13 protein-coding genes and 1 tRNA gene are annotated in these 16,705 nt (G+C 66.1%); 8 read left to right on the top strand and 6 right to left on the bottom strand.

Annotated features, from left to right (window positions below; all coding sequences use genetic code 11):
* Positions 1 to 112: 112 nt before the first annotated feature.
* Positions 113 to 2,494 (top strand): xanthine dehydrogenase family protein molybdopterin-binding subunit, encoded by a 2,382-nt coding sequence (locus BUA05_RS00440; protein WP_084662386.1) that lies wholly within the window; start codon positions 113 to 115, stop codon positions 2,492 to 2,494.
* A gap of 15 nt (positions 2,495 to 2,509) precedes the next feature.
* Positions 2,510 to 2,965 (top strand): (2Fe-2S)-binding protein, encoded by a 456-nt coding sequence (locus BUA05_RS00435; protein ID WP_072672696.1) that lies wholly within the window; start codon positions 2,510 to 2,512, stop codon positions 2,963 to 2,965.
* Positions 2,966 to 2,990: 25 nt separating this feature from the next.
* Here BUA05_RS00435 and BUA05_RS00430 read toward each other — a convergent pair whose 3' ends face one another.
* Positions 2,991 to 3,989, bottom strand: a complete 999-nt coding sequence (locus tag BUA05_RS00430; protein WP_072672695.1) for an asparaginase — start codon at positions 3,987 to 3,989, stop codon at positions 2,991 to 2,993.
* A gap of 94 nt (positions 3,990 to 4,083) precedes the next feature.
* On the opposite strand from BUA05_RS00430, the gene BUA05_RS00425 reads away from it, so the two are divergent.
* Positions 4,084 to 4,159, top strand: a tRNA-Val gene (locus tag BUA05_RS00425).
* Between the two features lie 64 nt (positions 4,160 to 4,223).
* Here the strand turns inward: BUA05_RS00425 and BUA05_RS00420 are convergent.
* Together BUA05_RS00420 and BUA05_RS00415 are read right to left on the bottom strand one after the other, a co-directional pair.
* Positions 4,224 to 7,514: a S41 family peptidase gene (locus BUA05_RS00420; RefSeq protein ID WP_072672694.1), complete on the bottom strand. Its 3,291-nt coding sequence runs from the start codon at positions 7,512 to 7,514 to the stop codon at positions 4,224 to 4,226.
* 140 nt (positions 7,515 to 7,654) lie between these two features.
* Positions 7,655 to 8,209, bottom strand: a complete 555-nt coding sequence (locus tag BUA05_RS00415) for a TlpA family protein disulfide reductase (RefSeq protein ID WP_072672693.1) — start codon at positions 8,207 to 8,209, stop codon at positions 7,655 to 7,657.
* Positions 8,210 to 8,255: 46 nt separating this feature from the next.
* Between BUA05_RS00415 and argH the strand changes: the two genes are divergently transcribed.
* From argH to BUA05_RS00395, 4 genes are read left to right on the top strand one after another with little or no spacing between them, the layout of a single operon-like run.
* Positions 8,256 to 9,644, top strand: coding sequence for an argininosuccinate lyase (argH, locus tag BUA05_RS00410; protein ID WP_072672855.1), 1,389 nt, complete (start codon positions 8,256 to 8,258; stop codon positions 9,642 to 9,644).
* Complete coding sequence (locus tag BUA05_RS00405) at positions 9,644 to 9,880, top strand: hypothetical protein (protein ID WP_072672854.1); 237 nt, start codon at positions 9,644 to 9,646, stop codon at positions 9,878 to 9,880. The genes argH and BUA05_RS00405 overlap by 1 nt, the downstream gene beginning before the upstream one ends.
* 11 nt (positions 9,881 to 9,891) lie before the next feature.
* A complete protein-coding gene (gene lysA, locus BUA05_RS00400) occupies positions 9,892 to 11,151 on the top strand; it encodes a diaminopimelate decarboxylase (RefSeq protein WP_072672692.1) in 1,260 nt (419 codons plus the stop codon).
* An 18-nt stretch (positions 11,152 to 11,169) separates the two neighbouring features.
* Complete coding sequence (locus BUA05_RS00395; protein WP_072672691.1) at positions 11,170 to 11,994, top strand: precorrin-2 dehydrogenase/sirohydrochlorin ferrochelatase family protein; 825 nt, start codon at positions 11,170 to 11,172, stop codon at positions 11,992 to 11,994.
* On the opposite strand, the gene BUA05_RS00390 is transcribed toward BUA05_RS00395, so the two are convergent.
* The 3 genes from BUA05_RS00390 to BUA05_RS00380 all read right to left on the bottom strand — a co-directional run bounded on the left by BUA05_RS00390 (position 11,991) and on the right by BUA05_RS00380 (position 15,280).
* Complete coding sequence (locus tag BUA05_RS00390; protein ID WP_072672690.1) at positions 11,991 to 13,022, bottom strand: helix-turn-helix domain-containing protein; 1,032 nt, start codon at positions 13,020 to 13,022, stop codon at positions 11,991 to 11,993. The two genes, BUA05_RS00395 and BUA05_RS00390, sit on opposite strands and share 4 nt — an antisense overlap.
* A 145-nt stretch (positions 13,023 to 13,167) precedes the next feature.
* Positions 13,168 to 13,722, bottom strand: a complete 555-nt coding sequence (locus BUA05_RS00385; protein ID WP_072672689.1) for a L,D-transpeptidase family protein — start codon at positions 13,720 to 13,722, stop codon at positions 13,168 to 13,170.
* Between the two features lie 268 nt (positions 13,723 to 13,990).
* Positions 13,991 to 15,280, bottom strand: coding sequence for an adenylosuccinate synthase (locus BUA05_RS00380; protein WP_072672688.1), 1,290 nt, complete (start codon positions 15,278 to 15,280; stop codon positions 13,991 to 13,993).
* Positions 15,281 to 15,637: 357 nt separating this feature from the next.
* On the opposite strand from BUA05_RS00380, the gene BUA05_RS00375 reads away from it, so the two are divergent.
* Complete coding sequence (locus BUA05_RS00375) at positions 15,638 to 16,705, top strand: alpha/beta hydrolase (RefSeq protein ID WP_072672687.1); 1,068 nt, start codon at positions 15,638 to 15,640, stop codon at positions 16,703 to 16,705.

Here is a 16,705-nt window from a genome sequence, read left to right as displayed (position 1 = left end):
AAGCCCGCCATTGCTGGGGTATTTGACCAAGCATGCTTGCCACCTCGACCGGGGTCGCCCAAGGATGTGTGGCCGGATAGAAACTCGGGATCCGGCTGAAGGGGGAAAGCCGATGTTAATGCGCGATCTCGGTATCATTCCTGCACCAGAGGCGGGCGCGGCAGGCGACGAGGCCAGCCCCTATGTCAATCTCAGCCGCCGCGCCTTTGTCGGCGGTGCGGGGCTGTTCGTCCTCGGCGTGGCGCTGGCGGGATGTTCGACCTATGTCGAGCCTGACATTGATGCCGATGGCTTTGACCTGCCGGATGCCGGCCCCAGCCCGCTGACCGAAGTGAGAGGCGGGGATGCCACCCCGGCGCTGTGGATCGCGATCGACAAGGATGGCGCTGTCACGATCACCTGCCACCGTTCGGAAATGGGCCAGCAGGTCTGGACGTCGATGGCGCAGATCGTCGCTGACGAGCTTGAGGCCGATTGGGACAAGGTCACGATCGTGCAGGCCGAAGGGCATGAACGTTACGGCGATCAGAACACCGATGGCTCGCGCTCGGTGCGCTTCAATTTCCACCGCCTGAGAGTCGCCGGGGCGGCGATGCGGAAAATGCTGGTGGCGGCGGCCGCGCTTTACTGGAAACTGCCGGAAGACCAATGTTCGGCCAAGGCGGGTCTGGTCAGCAACAGCCAGAATGATGAAACCCTGTCCTATGGCAATCTGGCCGAACTGGCGGGGCGGCTCGCGGTGCCGGCGGAGGCCGACATCACGCTCAAGACGCCCAGGGAATGGCGTTACATCAACGCCGAGATACCCTCGCTCACGGTGCCGCGCATCGTCAGGGGCGAAGGCACCTTCGGGATCGATGTGCAGCGGCCCGGCATGGTCCATGCCGTGATCGCCCGCCCGCCGCAGCTGTTCGGCCGGGTCGGCAGTTTCGACGACGCGAAAACGCTCGCGGTGCCCGGCGTCCTCAGCACCATGCGCCTGCCCGATGCCAGGCCGCCGGCCTTGTACCAGCCTCTGGGCGGGGTGGCGGTGGTGGCGCGCAATACCTGGGCCGCGATCGAAGGGCGCCGTGCGCTGGAAATCGCCTGGGCTGACGGCCCCAATGCCGGCTATGATTCTGAAACCTATGCCGCACAGATGCAGGCCACCGCGCGGCGCAGCGGCAAGGTGCGGCGTTCGCGCGGCAATGTCGGGGCGGCGCTGGCTGCGGCAGAAACGCGTGTCACGGCGGAATATTACGCTCCCCATCTGGGCCAGACCCCGATGGAACCGCCCAGCGCGACGGCCGAATGGGATGGCGACCGGCTCGAATGCTGGGCCTGCGTGCAGGACCCGCAAAGCACGCGTGAGACGCTGGCCGGGGCGCTGGGGATCGACAAGGAACTGATCAAAGTCACCCCGACGTGGCTGGGCGGTGCCTTCGGGCGCAAGTCCAAGCCCGATTTCGTGATCGAGGCGGCGCTGATCGCGCGCGAAGTCGGCAAGCCGGTCAAAGTCACATGGACGCGCGAGGATGACGTGCGGCACGGCTTCTATCACTCCGTCAGCGCGCAATATTGCGAGGCGGGGCTGGACAAGGACGGCACCTGCACCGCGTGGCTGCATCGTTCGGTCTTTCCTCCGATCAGTTCGACCTTCGACAATTCGGTGAGCGAACCAAGCGACGGCGAACTGGGCATGGGGGCAACCGATGTGCCGTTTGCCGCGCCCAACCTGCGGGTCGAATCCGGCAATGCCAAGGGGCACCTTCGGATCGGCTGGCTGCGCTCGGTCGCCAATATCTACCACGCCTTTGCGGTGCAGAGCTTCGCGGCTGAACTCGCCCATGCCGCCGGGCGCGACCAGAAGGACTATCTGCTTGAACTGATCGGCCCGCCGCGCCAGCTGGACCCTGCGGCCGAAGGCGCGAAATATGGCAATTATGGTGCGTCGCTGGAGGAATATCCGATCGATACCGGGCGGTTGCGGCAGGTCGCGGAAAAGGCGGCCGACATGGCACAGTGGGGCCGCAAGCTGCCCGATAGACACGGCCTGGGTATCGCGGTGCACCGCTCGTTCCTGTCCTATGTCGCCACGGTGATCGAAGTCGCGGTCGGCAAGGACGGGGCGCTGCGCATTCCGGGCGTGTGGGTCGCGGTGGATGCAGGCACCGTGATCAATCCGCGCCATGTGCGCGCGCAGGTGGAAGGCGGCACGATCTACGGGCTGTCAAACGCGCTCTACGGGGCGATCACGGCGAAGAACGGCGCGGTCGTGCAGGACAATTTCCCCAGCTGGCGGGTGTTGCGGATGGGCGAGGCACCGCGCGATTTCAAGGTTGAGATCATCGCATCCGATGCCCCGCCGGGCGGCGTGGGCGAACCTCCGACGCCGCCCGCAGCACCGGCGCTGGCCAATGCGATCTTCGCCGCCACCGGGCACCGCCTGCGCACCCTGCCCTTTATCGGGGCAGAGGGTGACACACTCAGGCTGCCCCCGCGGCAGACCGCTTAGGACAAGGAGGCGAACATGGCCATCACCCTCAATATCAACGGAAAATCGGAAAGCGTGGACGCTGCGCCGGGTACGCCGCTGCTGTGGGTCCTGCGCGATCATCTGGGCATGACCGGGACGAAGTTCGGCTGCGGGGTTGCCCAGTGCGGTGCCTGCACCGTGCATGTCGATGGCGCGCCAACCCGCGCCTGTGTCACCCCGCATGATGCGCTCGACGGGGCAAAGATCACCACGATCGAAGGGGTCGAAGGCGGGGCAGCCGATGCCATTCGCACCGCGTGGGTCGCCAATGATGTGCCCCAGTGCGGCTATTGCCAGTCGGGCCAGATCATGGCGGCGACCGCGCTGCTGCGCGACAATCCGGCACCCGATGATGCGGCCATCGATGAAGCCATGAGCGGCAATCTGTGCCGCTGCGCAACCTATATGAGCATCCGCCGCGCCATCAAGGAAGCAGCCTCCTTGGTCTGATCGCCCCGGCCAACGCCCGCCTGATTCACCCTGCGTCGAACGCCGCCTGCACGCTTGCCGCATCAGTGATGCCGTTTGCCACCAGCACCATCAGCAGCACCCGCGCCTTGGCCGGGCCAAGCGCGCGGGCCGCCACCAGCCCCAACGCGTCGTCATCGACCTCGACATTGCGATCCACCAGCCCTTCATCAACGCGGGTTGATCGCACCACCGGCACGCCCGCCGCCGCCGCACGGGCCAGCGCCGCCAGCACGCAGGCGGGCGCATTGCCCTGCCCCATCCCGGCCAGCACGACGCCGCTTGCGCCAATGCCCAGCAGCGCTTCGACCGGCTGTTCATCCATCCCTGCCCCTGCGGCAAGGATCGCGACGCGCGGCAGGTGCCCGGGGAAGGCATGGCGCGCGGGCTCGCCCGCTCCTGTTCCGGCGCGGTGCGGCGGGCCGAACCAGTCGATCCGCGCCGGGGTTACCCGCGCGATCGGGCCGCGCGGGTAACCCCGGAAGGCATCAATCGCCGCGGTTGCGGCCTTGCGCGCATCGCGGGCGGCCAGCACTCCGTCGCCCATCACCAGCAGCACGCCCCGCCCTGCCGCCTGCGAATCACTTGCCACCTTTACCGCATTGGCGAAGTTGCGCATCCCGTCGGCCCCCACCGCATCGGCGGGCCGCATCGCGCCGACCAGCACCACCGGCTTGGCGGTCGGCAGGGTCAGGTCGAGCAGGAACGCGGTTTCCTCCGCCGTATCGGTGCCGTGGGTGATGATGATGCCGGTGACCGCCGGATCATCCATCGCGCCAGCACAGGCGGTGTGCAGCGCCTGCCATTCGGCCCAGCCGATATCCTGCGATCCGATGCGGGCGATTTCCTTCGGCACCAGCTGCGCATTCAGGCCCAGCGCAGCCAGTTCCTGCAGCATTGCCGCCAGCGCCAATCCGCCTGCCCGGTACGCACCGCCGGTGGCGCTTCCGGCCGCACCGGCAATCGTGCCGCCGGTGCCAAGAACAAGGATGCAAGGGGTCGTCATCCCCGCCGCCCTAGCCGCTGCGGCGCGCGGCGGCCAGAGCGACTTGACCCGGCTCCAAACCCCGCTAAAGCCCGCCACGCACCACGCGGCGCAGGGGCGGTTAGCTCAGTTGGTAGAGCATCTCGTTTACACCGAGAGGGTCAGCGGTTCGAGCCCGTTACCGCCCACCATGTTTCCCATCACAATCAGATTGCCCGATGGGGCGCAGGCCTCGTCCGGCCCGCGCCCGGTCGATCACTTGCCGATTTCGGTCGGGTAAGGCGGCGGCGTCCTCGCCGGCAGATCCGCGTTTTCAAGCTGTTGCAGCACCACGCCGATCGCAGCTTCGAGCTGGGTGTCCTGCCCGCGGTCGAGCGCGAGCGGGTCCAGTGCCACCGCGATATCGGGCGCAACGCCTTCGTTCTCGATGCTGAAGCGGCCCTGCGTGTCATAGAAACGGAAGAACGGCACCGTCAGCCTTCCGCCATCGATCAGTCCGGGGTTGGCGCTGATCCCGATCAGGCCGCCCCAGGTGCGCATGCCGATCAGCGTGCCAATCTCGCTTTCGCGGAAGGCATAGGGCATCCAGTCCCCGCCCGATCCGGCATCCTGATCGATCAGCATCACCTTGGGGCCGTAGATTCCGCCGCCCGGGGTCGACCAATCCATTCCTTCGCGGTCCTTCCAGCCTGCCAGCCATTTGCGGCTCAGCACGTCGATGATGTAATTGGCCGCTTGCCCGCCGCCATTGGACCGTTCGTCAAGGATCAGCGCCTGCCGGTCGGTCTGGGCGAAATACATCCGGTTGAAGAAGGTAAAGCCTGCCCCGGCGGTGTTGGGCATGTAGACATAGGCGACCCGTCCATCGGTCGCCTCGTCCACCCGCTTGCGGTTGCCCTCGATCCACGCCCACAGGCGCAGCGCGCTTTCGTTGCCGACCGGTTCAACCGTCGATGTGCGGCGCGGGCCATCGGGCGTGCTCGCCACCGTCAGCGCCACCTGGCCGCCGCGCGAACCCGACAGGGCGGCATAGATATTGTCGCCCGCGCCGATCATCTGGCCGTTGATGGCGATGATATAATCGCCTTGCTTCACATCGACGCCGGGGGCCGCCAGCGGGGCCGGGACAAACGGGTTCCACTGTTCGCCGGTGAAGATCCGCGTGATCCGGTAGCGCCCGTTCTCGATCGCGATATCCGCGCCCAGCAGGCCGGGCGCAGCCGCGCTGTTGTCATAGACATCGCCGCCGCCCAAGTAATTGTGGCCAACGCCCATTTCGCCGGTCATCTCGACCAGCAATTCGTTCAGATCCTCGCGCCGCCCGAGATGGGGGAGAAAGGGTTCGAACTTGGCGCGTACACCGGCCCAGTCGAGCCCGTGCAGGCCGGGATCGTAGAAATATTCCTTCTCCATCCGCCAGACATCGCCGAAAATCTGCTTCCATTCGGCCAGCGGATCGACATTCAGCTTCACCCCGGCAAGGCTCACCGGCTTGGGTTCAAGCTTCTTGCCCGCATCGGCGGTGACAAGGCTGCTGTCGGCCTTCATCAAAAGCAGCTTGTCGCCCTTGGCATCCGTGCTGACCGCGACCATGCCTTCGCCGACCTGTTCGGCCTCGCGCTCCTCGAAATCGAAACGCATCAGCCGCGCGCGTTCCTGCCCGCTGCCGGGGCCGGTGGCGACGCCGGGCTGGACCCGCTCGATAAAGAACAGTGCGCCGTCCTTGGCGGTGGCAAGGCTGCCATAGGCGGCTTCGGCCACCGGCAGCGCGATGATGCGGCGTTCCAGCCCGGCCGGATCGACCACCGGGGCCGGATCCTTGGCGGCGGCGGCGCCCTTCTTGTCCTTGCCGTTTTCGGCGTTCTTATCCTTGTCCGCCTTGTCCGGTTCCTCGTTGGCGAGGATCGGGGCGAGCGGGGATTTGCCGTCAGCCTCAAGCACCGCGGCATAAAGCGCGGCGCGATAGGGGCGATCCTGCGTCGTCATGTCGAGCCCGGAATAGACCGAACCGGCATTGGTCGAGGCGCTGAAGAACAACAGCTTGCCGTCCTTGGAGAACTGCGGCGAGCCGATATCGGCGAACCCGCTGGTCACCGCATGATTGCGACGGTTGGCAAGGTCATAGAGGTTGAGCGCAGCGTTCTCGTTCGCGCCGCGGGTGGTGTAGGCCACCCACCGGCCCGTGGGCGAGATGGTGGCATCGAAATTGCCGTTGCGCCGCGGACTTTGCGCGATCTCCCAGCTCGTCCCGCTCGCCACCTCGAACGCGCGCAGCGTCAGGTTGCTGGTGGCATAAAGGATATGCCGGCCTTCATTGCCCCACGCCATCAATTCATGGAACGTCTCGCTCAGCGGGATGCGGCGGGCCGGTTCGATGCCGCTCTGGTCCTCGATCACCAGCACCTGCCCTGCCCCGTCGTCGGTGACATAGGCCAGCCGGGTGCCGTCATCCGACCATATCGCGGAGTAATCGCGCACCGCTGCACTTTGCGAAATGTTGCGCGCCGCGCCCTTGTCGGTCGGCACGGTGAACACTTCGCCGCGGGCGGTCACCGCAACCCGTGCGCCCGAGGGGGAAAGCGCCGCGCTGGTCATCTGGTCGCCCACCTGTTTCCAGCCCGGACGACGCGCGGGCAGATCCGCGACAAGCGTGATCGGCAGGCGGCTGATGGTGCCGCTCGCCACGTCGAGCGCGTGGAACACGCCGCCCGCCTCATAGACGATGCGTCCGTTATTGGCGGTGATATTGCGGATGTCCCAATCGCTTTCGCGGGTGATCTGCGCGACCTCGCCGGTGGCCGGATCATAGCTGAAGATGTTGGACCGCGTGTTCCAGCGATCGGACAGGAAATAAAGCTTGCCGCCCATCCACACCGGATCGAATTCGCTGGTGCGATCGCCCGGAATGTCGGTCTTGGTACCAGCTGTAAAATCGATCAGCTGGAGCGACGGCGTGCGCCCGCCGCGATAGCCGCGCCAGCCATTGACCCCGCCGGTCAGCACCGCATTGGCCGAGCCCCACGGCACATTGGCGAAGATCCGCCCGCTTTCGTCATAACTGCCCGAAAAGACCTGCGCTTCGGAAATCTTCTGCGGCAGGCCGCCATCCAGCCCGACATGATAAAGCTGGGCCGATCGGCCCGACCGGCGTTCGCGCGCGCTCACCATCGCCACTGCCGTGCCATCCGGCGCCCAGTCGACCGCGGTATCATCGCCCGGGTGCCAGGTCAGGCGCTGCGGCTCACCGCCGCGCACGTCGATCACGAACACATCGGCATTGCCATCATAATTGGCGGTATAGGCAATCCTGGTGCCATCGGGCGAGAAGACCGGATCACGCTCGTCCGCCGGGTGAGAGGTCAGCCGCACCGGGTTGCTGCCATCGGGCGCGGCGATCCAGATGTCGCCGGCATAGACAAACGCGAGCGCATTGTCCGACAGCGCCGGATCGCGCAGCAGCATGGTTTCGCTCTCCTGCGCATGCGCCATCGGCGCGGCGAGCGCGCTCGTGGCCAGCAAGGCAGCGGCGATCCAGCGATGTTTCATGATTATCCCCCTTATGAATGACGGTTGCGCGCCAGACTAACGCCTTTCCTGACAGGCAAAATGCCGCTGGTCGAGCCCAGGCACACCTTGGGCGATTGTGCGAAAGACGGGAACCGGAACCGCGACGGCGCGCGGCAATCCTACTCCGCTGCAAGCCTGTTGCGGATCAGGGCGATGGCCTCGGGGCTGTCCCATTCGTAACCGCCTGCCACCCGCAGCGCCTCCTTGCCCTGTGCATCGAACAAGATGGTCAGCGGCAGCAGGCCTTCGGGCGTGAACTGCGCGGACAGGCTGGCATCGGGATCAAGCCACGGTTCGAGCCGGGCAAAGCCCCTGTCGTCAAAGAAGGGCGTGACAACCTCGGCCCCGCGCACATCCTGGCTGATGGTGATGACCCGCACCTCGCCCTCCAGCTCGGCGGCAAGCGCATCGAGCTGCGGCATCTCGACCACGCAGGGCGCGCACCAGGTGGCCCACAGGTTGATCAGCACCGGCCCATCCTGCGCCGCCAGATCGAGGCTGTTGCCATCCGCATCGGCAAAGGTCATCGCCGGTAGCGGGGTTCCGGCAAACTGGCGCACCACATCCCCAGCGCCGGCGCTTTCGGGTGCCGGTTGCGCTGGCGCTTCGGCGGCCCTATCGCATCCCGCCAAGAGCAGGAGCGACAGACCAAGAATGAGCGACGAGCGGGACATGACAGGCTCCGGGGATGTTTCAACCGACAAGGGCGCAACCAACGCGATGTGGGGCGGGCGCTTCGCTGCTGGCCCTAGCGCGATCATGCGCGAAATCAACGCCTCGATTCCCTTCGACAAGGCGCTGTGGCGGCAGGATATCGCCGCCTCCAAGGCCCATGTCGCGATGCTGGGCGCAGCCGGGATCGTCTCGGCCGAGGATGCCGGGGTGATCGCCGGCGGGCTGGATGCGGTTGCGGGCGAATATGCGCAGAACGGCGTGCCGGAAAACTGGGATCTTGAAGACATCCACATGACCACCGAGGCGCGGCTGGCCGAACTGGTCGGCCCCGTCGCCGGGCGCCTGCACACCGCGCGCAGCCGCAATGATCAGGTGGCGACCGATTTCCGCCTGTGGGTGCGCGAGGCTTTCGACCAGATGGACGCGGGCCTTGCCGCGCTGCAAGGCGCGCTGGTGACCCGCGCGGGCGAGCATGCGGACAGCATCATGCCCGGCTTCACCCACCTCCAGACCGCCCAGCCGGTTACTCTGGGCCACCACCTGATGGCCTATTACGAGATGCTGCGGCGTGATCGTTCGCGGCTGGCCGATGCGCGCGCGCGGATGAACGAATGCCCGCTGGGCAGCGCGGCGCTGGCGGGCACCGGCTTTCCGATCGATCGCGATGCAACCGCAGGCGCGCTCGGGTTCGATGCGCCGACCGCCAATTCATTGGATGCCGTGTCGGACCGCGATTTCGCGCTCGATTTCCTCTATGTCTGCTCCACCACCGCGCTGCACCTGTCGCGGCTGGCCGAAGAACTGATCCTGTGGGCCAGCCAGCCCTTCGGCTTCATCCGCCTGCCCGACAGCCTTTCGACCGGTTCGTCGATCATGCCGCAGAAGAAAAACCCCGACGCCGCCGAACTGGTGCGCGGGCATTCCGGGCGGGTGATCGGCGCGCTCACCAGCCTGATGATCACCATGAAAGGCCTGCCGCTGGCCTACTCCAAGGATATGCAGGACGATAAACCGCCGGTGTTCGAAGCGGCCAGCCTGATGGGCCTCGGCATCGCGGCGATGACCGGGATGATCGCCGGCAGCAGCTTCAACACCGCCCGGATGCGCGCCGCTGCCGAACTGGGCTATGCCACCGCAACCGATCTGGCCGACTGGCTGGTGCGCGAGGCCGGAATCCCGTTCCGCGAGGCGCATCACATCACCGGCAGCGCGGTAAAGCTGGCCGAAAGCCGCGGGCTGGCGCTTGACCAATTGCCGCTCGAAGACCTGCAAGCCATTGATGCGCGGATCGATCAGCGGGTCTATGCCGCGCTGTCGGTCGATGCCTCGGTCGCGGCGCGCAGTTCTTACGGCGGAACCGCCCCCGCGCAGGTCCGTTTGCAGGTCGAACGGGCAAATCAGGCGCTGGGACAGGCGCCGGGGATGGAGGCATGATGCGGATTGCGGTTGTTCTTGGCAGCGCGCTGCTGCTTGCCGCCTGCGGTTCGCGCGCGCAGCTCACCCCGCCCGAAGGCGCAAGCCTGCCGATTGCCCCGCATGGTGCCACCGCGCCGCCAAGCGCCGATGAACTCCTGCGCCTCGATGCGCTTGCCGCGCCCGAACGCAGCGTGGAACTGCGCCGCCGTTCAGAGGAACGGCAGGATGATCCCTTCGATTTACCGCCCGAATAACGAAAAGAGCCATGGACCATTTCACCTATCTGAACGGCGTGATGCACGCCGAAGACGTGCCGCTGCCGCGCATCGCGGACGAAGTCGGCACCCCTGTCTATGTCTATTCGCGCGCCACGCTGGAACGCCACGCACGGGTGTTCCGCGAGGCGTTGGCCGATGTGCCGGACAAGCTGATCGCCTTTGCGGTCAAATCCAACCCCAACCTTGCCGTGCTGAAGGTGCTGGGCAAGCAGGGCATGGGCGCGGACGTGGTGTCCGTGGGCGAAATGCGACGCGCGCTCGCCGCGGGAATTGCGCCGGAGATGATCGTGTTTTCGGGCGTGGGCAAGACCGCCGCGGAAATGATCGCCGCGCTGGACGCAGGCATCGGCCAGTTCAATATCGAGAGCGAGGAAGAAGGGCTGGAGCTTGCCGAAATAGCGGCAGCCAAGGGCATGACAGCGCAGTGCACCTTGCGGATCAATCCCGATGTCGATGCCGGAACGCATGACAAGATTTCGACCGGCAAGGCCGACAACAAGTTCGGTGTGCCGATCAGCGAGGCCGGGCAGATCTTTGGCAAGCTGGCGGGCCTGCCGGGGGTGAACCTGCGCGGCGTGGCGGTGCATATCGGCAGCCAGTTGGCCGATCTTGCGCCGCTGGAGACTGCTTTCACCAAGCTCGGCGCGCTGGTCGCGGCGCTGCGCGGGGCAGGCCATGCCATCACCCATGTCGATCTGGGCGGCGGGCTGGGCGTGCCGTACCGGGTGGGCGAGGTGCTGCCCGAACCGGCGGCGTACGGCGCGATGGTGGCGCGGGTGACGCGCGATTGGGGGGTCAAGCTGATCTTTGAACCGGGCCGGGTGATTGCGGGCAATGCGGGCGTGCTGCTGACCCGCGTGGTGCGGGTAAAGCGCGGGATCAATGATCCTTTCGTGATCGTCGATGCGGCGATGAATGATCTGGCGCGGCCCGCCCTGTATGGTGCCTATCACCATTTCGAGGCGGTCGAGCCGAAGGGCGCGCAGATGACCGCCAATATCGTCGGCCCGATCTGCGAAACCGGCGATACCTTCGCCATGGGCCGCGAATGCGATGCGCTGGCGGCGGGCGATTTGGCGGTGTTCCGCACCGCCGGCGCATATGGCGCAACCATGGCATCATCCTACAATTCGCGCGGTTTCGTGGCCGAAGTGCTGGTCGATGGTGGCAAGTTCGCCGTGGTTGCCGACCGGATCGCGGCGGGCGCGATCATGGATGCCGAACGCGTGCCCGAATGGCTCGCCTGAGCCGCCGATGAGCCGCCCATGAGCACCATCGCCAGCCTGCCGCTGTTCCATCAGATCACCGGACAACAGGTGCTGGTGCTGGGCGATGGCCCGGCGGCCGAACCCAAGCGGCGGCTGGTGGAACGCGCGGGCGGCGTGGTGGTGGACGATCTTGCCCGCGCAATCGATGAAGGCGTGCGGCTGGCCTTCATCGCCTATGAGGACGCAAAGGCCTGCGAGGTCGCGGCGATCAACGCGCGCTGTGCGGGGATGCTAGTCAATGTCGTCGACCGGCCAGAATTGTGCGATTTCACCACGCCGAGCATTCTTGACCGCGATCCCCTGCTGGTGGCAATCGGGACTGGCGGGGCATCGGCTGGCCTTGCCAAACACGTGCGGCTGCGGCTGGAACGGGTGCTGCCGCAATCGCTGGGGCTGCTGGCACGGGCGCTGGAGACGGCGCGGCCAGTCTTGCGCAAGCGTTTTCCCGATGGGGCAGATCGGCGGCGCGCGGTGGATGCGGGTTTGCGCGAAGGCGGGGCGCTGGATCCGTTTGCCCCTGATGCGCATGCAAAGGTTCCAGATTGGGCGATGGGAACCGCCGGACAGCCCGAGGCAGGGATGGTCGAAATTGTCCTGACCAGCCCCGATCCCGAAGACCTGACGTTGCGGCAGGTCCGCCTGCTGGGCGAAGCCGATGTGCTGCTGATTGACGGCGCGGTGCCGCCCGAAATTCTCGCCCGCGCCCGCGCCGATGCCGCGCGGCAGGTGTGGGACGGGCCAACACAGGGCGGGCCAGCGCCGACTGGTGAACCGGATAGGCCCGGCCTTACCGTGCGGCTTCGTTACTGCCCCCCGACCTAGGCCGCGTGCGTCATCGGGGTGCGCAGGCTGGCGAAATAGCCGGCCATCCCCGCCAGCGAGCGGTCGCTCAGCGCGATGAAGGCGCGGCGCTTGTCAGCCGGATCGGGCACGCGCAGGAAAATCCCGGTTTCAACCATCTGGGTCAGCCAGCGCAGCGCCGTGGTCGCCGGAACGCCCGCAGCGATACAGAGCGAGGTGACCGAAACCTGCGTGCCTTCACCATGTGCGGCGGTAAGATCGAGCAGCATGTCCCACGCCGGATCACCAAACAGCGCCGGATCGAAGAACTTGCCGCGCGCCTGACGATTGGCGATCACCTGCCGCACCATGCGCGGATCGGGCAAGGGGACACGAACACCGGATTGCGGTGCCGCAGACCCGCCACCAAAGCCCGACAATTCAGGGCCTTCCGTGTCAGGGCGATAGGACCGGAAATCGGCCTTGAATTCACCAAGCGAAGCCGTGCTGCCCGCCTCCGGCTGCGAAATCCGGTCAAGCGAATGGGCGATCGCTTCGACCTGTTGTGACAGGCGCAGCAAGGCGATGCGATCCTCCTCGCCCATTTCACGCAGGCGCGCTGCGCCCGCTTCGCCCATCACCCTGCCCACCGCGATCACGCGTTCGGCGCGGCTGGGTGCAACGAGGATCTGCGGCGCGGGCTGATCGAGCACAGCGAACACATCATCGAGCCCGTCAATATTGGTCGCCACGATCAGTTTCGCCCCCGATCGCGCCACCCGCATATCGAGCCGTGCCAGCCCGGCCAGCATCATCCCGTCCATCCCGCGCGCGCCTGTCACCGGGCAATCAACCATGACCACATCACCAAGCAGCGCAATCGGCCCGGAGAGCAGCGCGCGCACCGGGCCGCCATCAATGTTGCGAAACCCCGCCCCGCCCAGATCGGCCCCGATCTGGCGTCGCAGCCCTTCGTCCTCGCCAAAGATCGCCACCCGCGCGGGCAGACCGGCACTATCCTGCGCGCAGTCATAAGAAAAATCGACCTGTTCGGAAACGACGTTCAGCATCGACTCGACTCCAATAATGTTGGAACGAGACTAGAACAAAAACGGATCAGGTCAAGTATAACTGCTTAGTCGCGGGGGTTTGGTCCCCTGCGTGGGCGGTGTGATGGGGCAAACGCTGCCCGCCCCTGCCCCGTTCCGGGCAGGATCACGGCCTGATTTCGATCACGGTTCCATCGGGCACGATCCGCCACAATTCCTCGATTTCCGCATTGGAAAAGGCAATGCAGCCATCGGTCCAGTCGCCCGGTATCCGCCCAAATGGCAGGGCGTTGGGCTGCCCGTGGAGGAAGATATCGCCGCCCGGCGATCGGCCAAGTGACTCCGCAAATGCCCGGTCGGCAGGTGCAGGGTAGGAGACTTTCAGGCTCAGATGATAGGCGCTGCCGGGATTGCGGCCTTCGATCACATAGCGGCCTTCGGGCGTGCGTTCGTCGCCTTCGAATTGCTTGTGCCCCTGCGGCGCATCGCCGAATTGCAGCCCGCGCCATGCCTTGACCGGCTGACCCCCGGCATAGCCGATCATCAGCCGTTCGGACTTGTCGACGATCAGGTAATCGACGCTGGCAAAGCGACGCTCCGGCACGATCCGCGCGGCCTCACGCGCCAGCGTGGCCCCGGATGACGGCACTTCGGCCACCTTGGGCGGCGGATTGGCGCAGGCAGCCAAAGCCAGCAGCGGGAGGAGGGCGAGGCGTTTCATCCCCGGCATTCTAAACCCCGCCTGCGGATGGGATCAACTCCCGGTGCGCGGAGAAGGTTACGCGGCTGTGCCGCGGGTTGTTTCTCGCAGAGGCGCAGAGAAAAGAAGGAGAGGCGCGGAGATGTTGTGCCTGCCGCAGGCATCCTCATCATCCGAAACCTTTCCGCAAGACGAAGTGTTACAGATGGAGTGCGGCTTTGCCGCAGGCATAACCCCTCTGCGCCTCTGCGCCTCTGCGCCTCTGCGCTCTCTGCGTGAAACCCTCTTCTCAATCCACAAAAGGATCGCGCATCAGGATCGTGTCGTCACGTTCGGGCGAGGTCGAAACCAGCGCCACCGGGCATTCGATCAATTCCTGGATGCGCTGGATATACTTGATCGCATTGGCGGGCAGATCGGCATAGGATCGCGCACCGGCCGTGCTTTCGTGCCAGCCGTCCATTTCTTCATAGATCGGTTCGCAGGCGGCCTGATCGGCGGCGTGGCTGGGCAGGTAATCATAGACCTTGCCGTGCAGGCGATACCCGGTGCAGATCGCCACCTGGTCCAGCCCGTCCAATACGTCGATCTTGGTGAGCGCGATGCCGGTCACGCCGGAAATCGCGCAGGATTGGCGCACCAGCACCGCATCAAACCAGCCGACCCGCCGCTTGCGCCCCGTCACCGTGCCGAATTCGTGGCCGCGTGTCCCCAGCCGCTGGCCGATGTCATCTTCCAGCTCGGTTGGGAAGGGGCCGGAGCCGACGCGGGTGGTGTAGGCTTTCACAATCCCCAGCACATAGCCGGTCGAATTGGGGCCAAGCCCGCTGCCCGATGCCGCCGTGCCGCTGACGGTGTTGGACGAGGTGACAAAGGGATAGGTGCCGTGATCGACATCGAGCAGCACGCCCTGCGCGCCTTCAAACAGGATCTTTGCGCCAGCGCGGCGCACCTTCTTCAACCGCTTCCATACCGGCTGGGCAAATTTCAGCACGAAGGGCGCAATCTCGCGCAGTTCCTCAAGCAGGGCCGCACGATCAACCGGGGGCTGGCCGAAGCCTGCGCGCAGCGCATCGTGGTGCGCGCAGAGGCGATCAAGCTGCGGCTCCAGCGTGTCGAGATGCGCCAGATCGCACACGCGGATGGCGCGGCGCCCCACCTTGTCTTCATAAGCCGGGCCGATCCCGCGCCCGGTGGTGCCGATCTTGCCCTTGCCCGCCGCCGTTTCGCGCAAGGCATCCAGATCGCGGTGGAGCGGCAGGATCAGCGGGCAATTATCCGCCACCGCAAGGTTTTCATCCGTGATCGAAACGCCCTGCCCTTCAACCTTGGCGACCTCGTCACGCAGCGCCCAGGGATCGAGCACCACGCCATTGCCGATCACAGACAGGGTGCCCGACACGATGCCCGAAGGCAGCAGGCTGAGCTTGTAGGTCTTGCCATCGATCACCAGCGTGTGGCCGGCATTGTGCCCACCCTGAAAGCGCACCACCACATCGGCGCGGCTGGCCAGCCAATCGACGATCTTGCCCTTGCCCTCATCGCCCCACTGGGCGCCGATCACGGTGACGTTGGCCATTTTTTTCCTTAGCTGGTGGCGGTTGTTCTGGTGGCGGTTGTTCTGGTGCCGAAAACCCGCGCGGGCACTAGGCTGTCCGGGCATTGGTGGCAAGCGCAAGGGCCAATGCCGGGCGCGATCGGGCTTTCCTACTGGTGCGCCAATCTGGCAGGTTCGCCGTCATGCCCGCTGATGTCCCCCTCCTTTCGCCTTGCACACCGGCCAGCGCGGGCGCGCGGGAGGCAGGTTTTTACGCTTCTGGACAGTGTCTCATGTGTCTCCAACATCAGGAAACCCCGGCGCATTGTGAACAGGCGCGCAAAGGGTTGCGGGGATGCGCCCGTTGAAGCATTCCACAAAGCCCGCAAAGGAAACCTGATGAACATTGCTGCCAAAGCCCTGATTGCCGCCGCTGCCGCCGCCGCGCTGGCTGCGCCGATCCTTGCCCAGCAGCGCGGAAACGCCCGCCTGCCCGCCGAATGCCGCGCGGAGATAACGGCGCTGTGCGGGTCTGACCGCGCGCAGATACGCACCTGTCTGCGGGAGAAATATGCCGAATTGTCCGATGGATGCGCAAAGTCGCTGGGTGAGCGGATGGCGGCGCGGCGCGGCAATGGCGAAGGCGCGCGGCGCGGGCCGGGCATGCGCGCGCAGGGCGGCGTGGGGCAATATGCCAGCGCACGGATCAGCAGCACGGTGATCTATGGCAAGGACGCCCGCCAGCAGGTCGATATCTACACGCCCGATGATGCCGTTGGCGATGCGCCGCTGGTGCTGTTCGTCCACGGCGGCGGGTGGCAGATGGGGGATCGTGCCCGGGTGCAGGCCAAGCCGCAGCATTTCAAGGAAGCAGGCTATGTCTTTGCCTCGGCCGGATACCGCTTGCTGCCGGGATCGCCGGTGGAACAGCAGGCCGCCGATCTTGGCGCGGCGCTGCAGGCCTTGCGCGCGCAGGCGGAAACCGGCGGGTTCGACCCTGACCGGATCGTGTTGATGGGCCACAGCGCAGGCGCGCATCTTGCCGCGCTGGTGGCAACCGATCCGCAATATGCGGGTGAGGCGTTTGGCGCGATAAGGGGCGTGGTGCTGCTGGACGGGGCGGGTTACGACGTGCCCGCTGCCATAGCCACGCCGACGATGGAAATGCCGCTATTGTACCGCGATGTCTTCGGCACCGATCCTGCGCGGCAGAAGGCGCTTTCGCCCATCACCCATGTCGGCGGCAAGGATGCAGCCCATTGGCTAGCGCTCTATGTGGCCGAGCGGGCCAATGCAAAGGCGCAGTCAGAGGCGCTGATGGCGGCGCTGGCCAAGGCCGGGAAGGATGCGAGCGCGCTGGCGATCACCGGCACCGATCATGGCCGGATGAACCGCGAACTGGGCACCGAAGCGGGCAAGGCCCAGACCGAGGCGGTCGATGCCTTTCTGGCGCGGGTGTTCGGATAG

The organism is Erythrobacter sanguineus (assembly GCF_900143235.1).
Taxonomy (GTDB): Bacteria; Pseudomonadota; Alphaproteobacteria; order Sphingomonadales; family Sphingomonadaceae; genus Erythrobacter; species Erythrobacter sanguineus.
This window is presented reverse-complemented; position numbering and strand designations above follow the sequence as displayed.

Excerpts from the sequence above, each read along its gene's own strand:
- BUA05_RS00440 (WP_084662386.1), top strand. The coding sequence starts at position 113 with ATGTTAATGCGCGATCTCGGTATCATTCCTGCACCAGAGGCGGGCGCG.
- BUA05_RS00435 (WP_072672696.1), top strand. The coding sequence starts at position 2,510 with ATGGCCATCACCCTCAATATCAACGGAAAATCGGAAAGCGTGGACGCT.
- BUA05_RS00430 (WP_072672695.1), bottom strand. The coding sequence starts at position 3,989 with ATGACGACCCCTTGCATCCTTGTTCTTGGCACCGGCGGCACGATTGCC.
- BUA05_RS00420 (WP_072672694.1), bottom strand. The coding sequence starts at position 7,514 with ATGAAACATCGCTGGATCGCCGCTGCCTTGCTGGCCACGAGCGCGCTC.
- BUA05_RS00415 (WP_072672693.1), bottom strand. The coding sequence starts at position 8,209 with ATGTCCCGCTCGTCGCTCATTCTTGGTCTGTCGCTCCTGCTCTTGGCG.
- argH (WP_072672855.1), top strand. The coding sequence starts at position 8,256 with ATGTGGGGCGGGCGCTTCGCTGCTGGCCCTAGCGCGATCATGCGCGAA.
- BUA05_RS00405 (WP_072672854.1), top strand. The coding sequence starts at position 9,644 with ATGCGGATTGCGGTTGTTCTTGGCAGCGCGCTGCTGCTTGCCGCCTGC.
- lysA (WP_072672692.1), top strand. The coding sequence starts at position 9,892 with ATGGACCATTTCACCTATCTGAACGGCGTGATGCACGCCGAAGACGTG.
- BUA05_RS00395 (WP_072672691.1), top strand. The coding sequence starts at position 11,170 with ATGAGCACCATCGCCAGCCTGCCGCTGTTCCATCAGATCACCGGACAA.
- BUA05_RS00390 (WP_072672690.1), bottom strand. The coding sequence starts at position 13,022 with ATGCTGAACGTCGTTTCCGAACAGGTCGATTTTTCTTATGACTGCGCG.
- BUA05_RS00385 (WP_072672689.1), bottom strand. The coding sequence starts at position 13,722 with ATGAAACGCCTCGCCCTCCTCCCGCTGCTGGCTTTGGCTGCCTGCGCC.
- BUA05_RS00380 (WP_072672688.1), bottom strand. The coding sequence starts at position 15,280 with ATGGCCAACGTCACCGTGATCGGCGCCCAGTGGGGCGATGAGGGCAAG.
- BUA05_RS00375 (WP_072672687.1), top strand. The coding sequence starts at position 15,638 with ATGAACATTGCTGCCAAAGCCCTGATTGCCGCCGCTGCCGCCGCCGCG.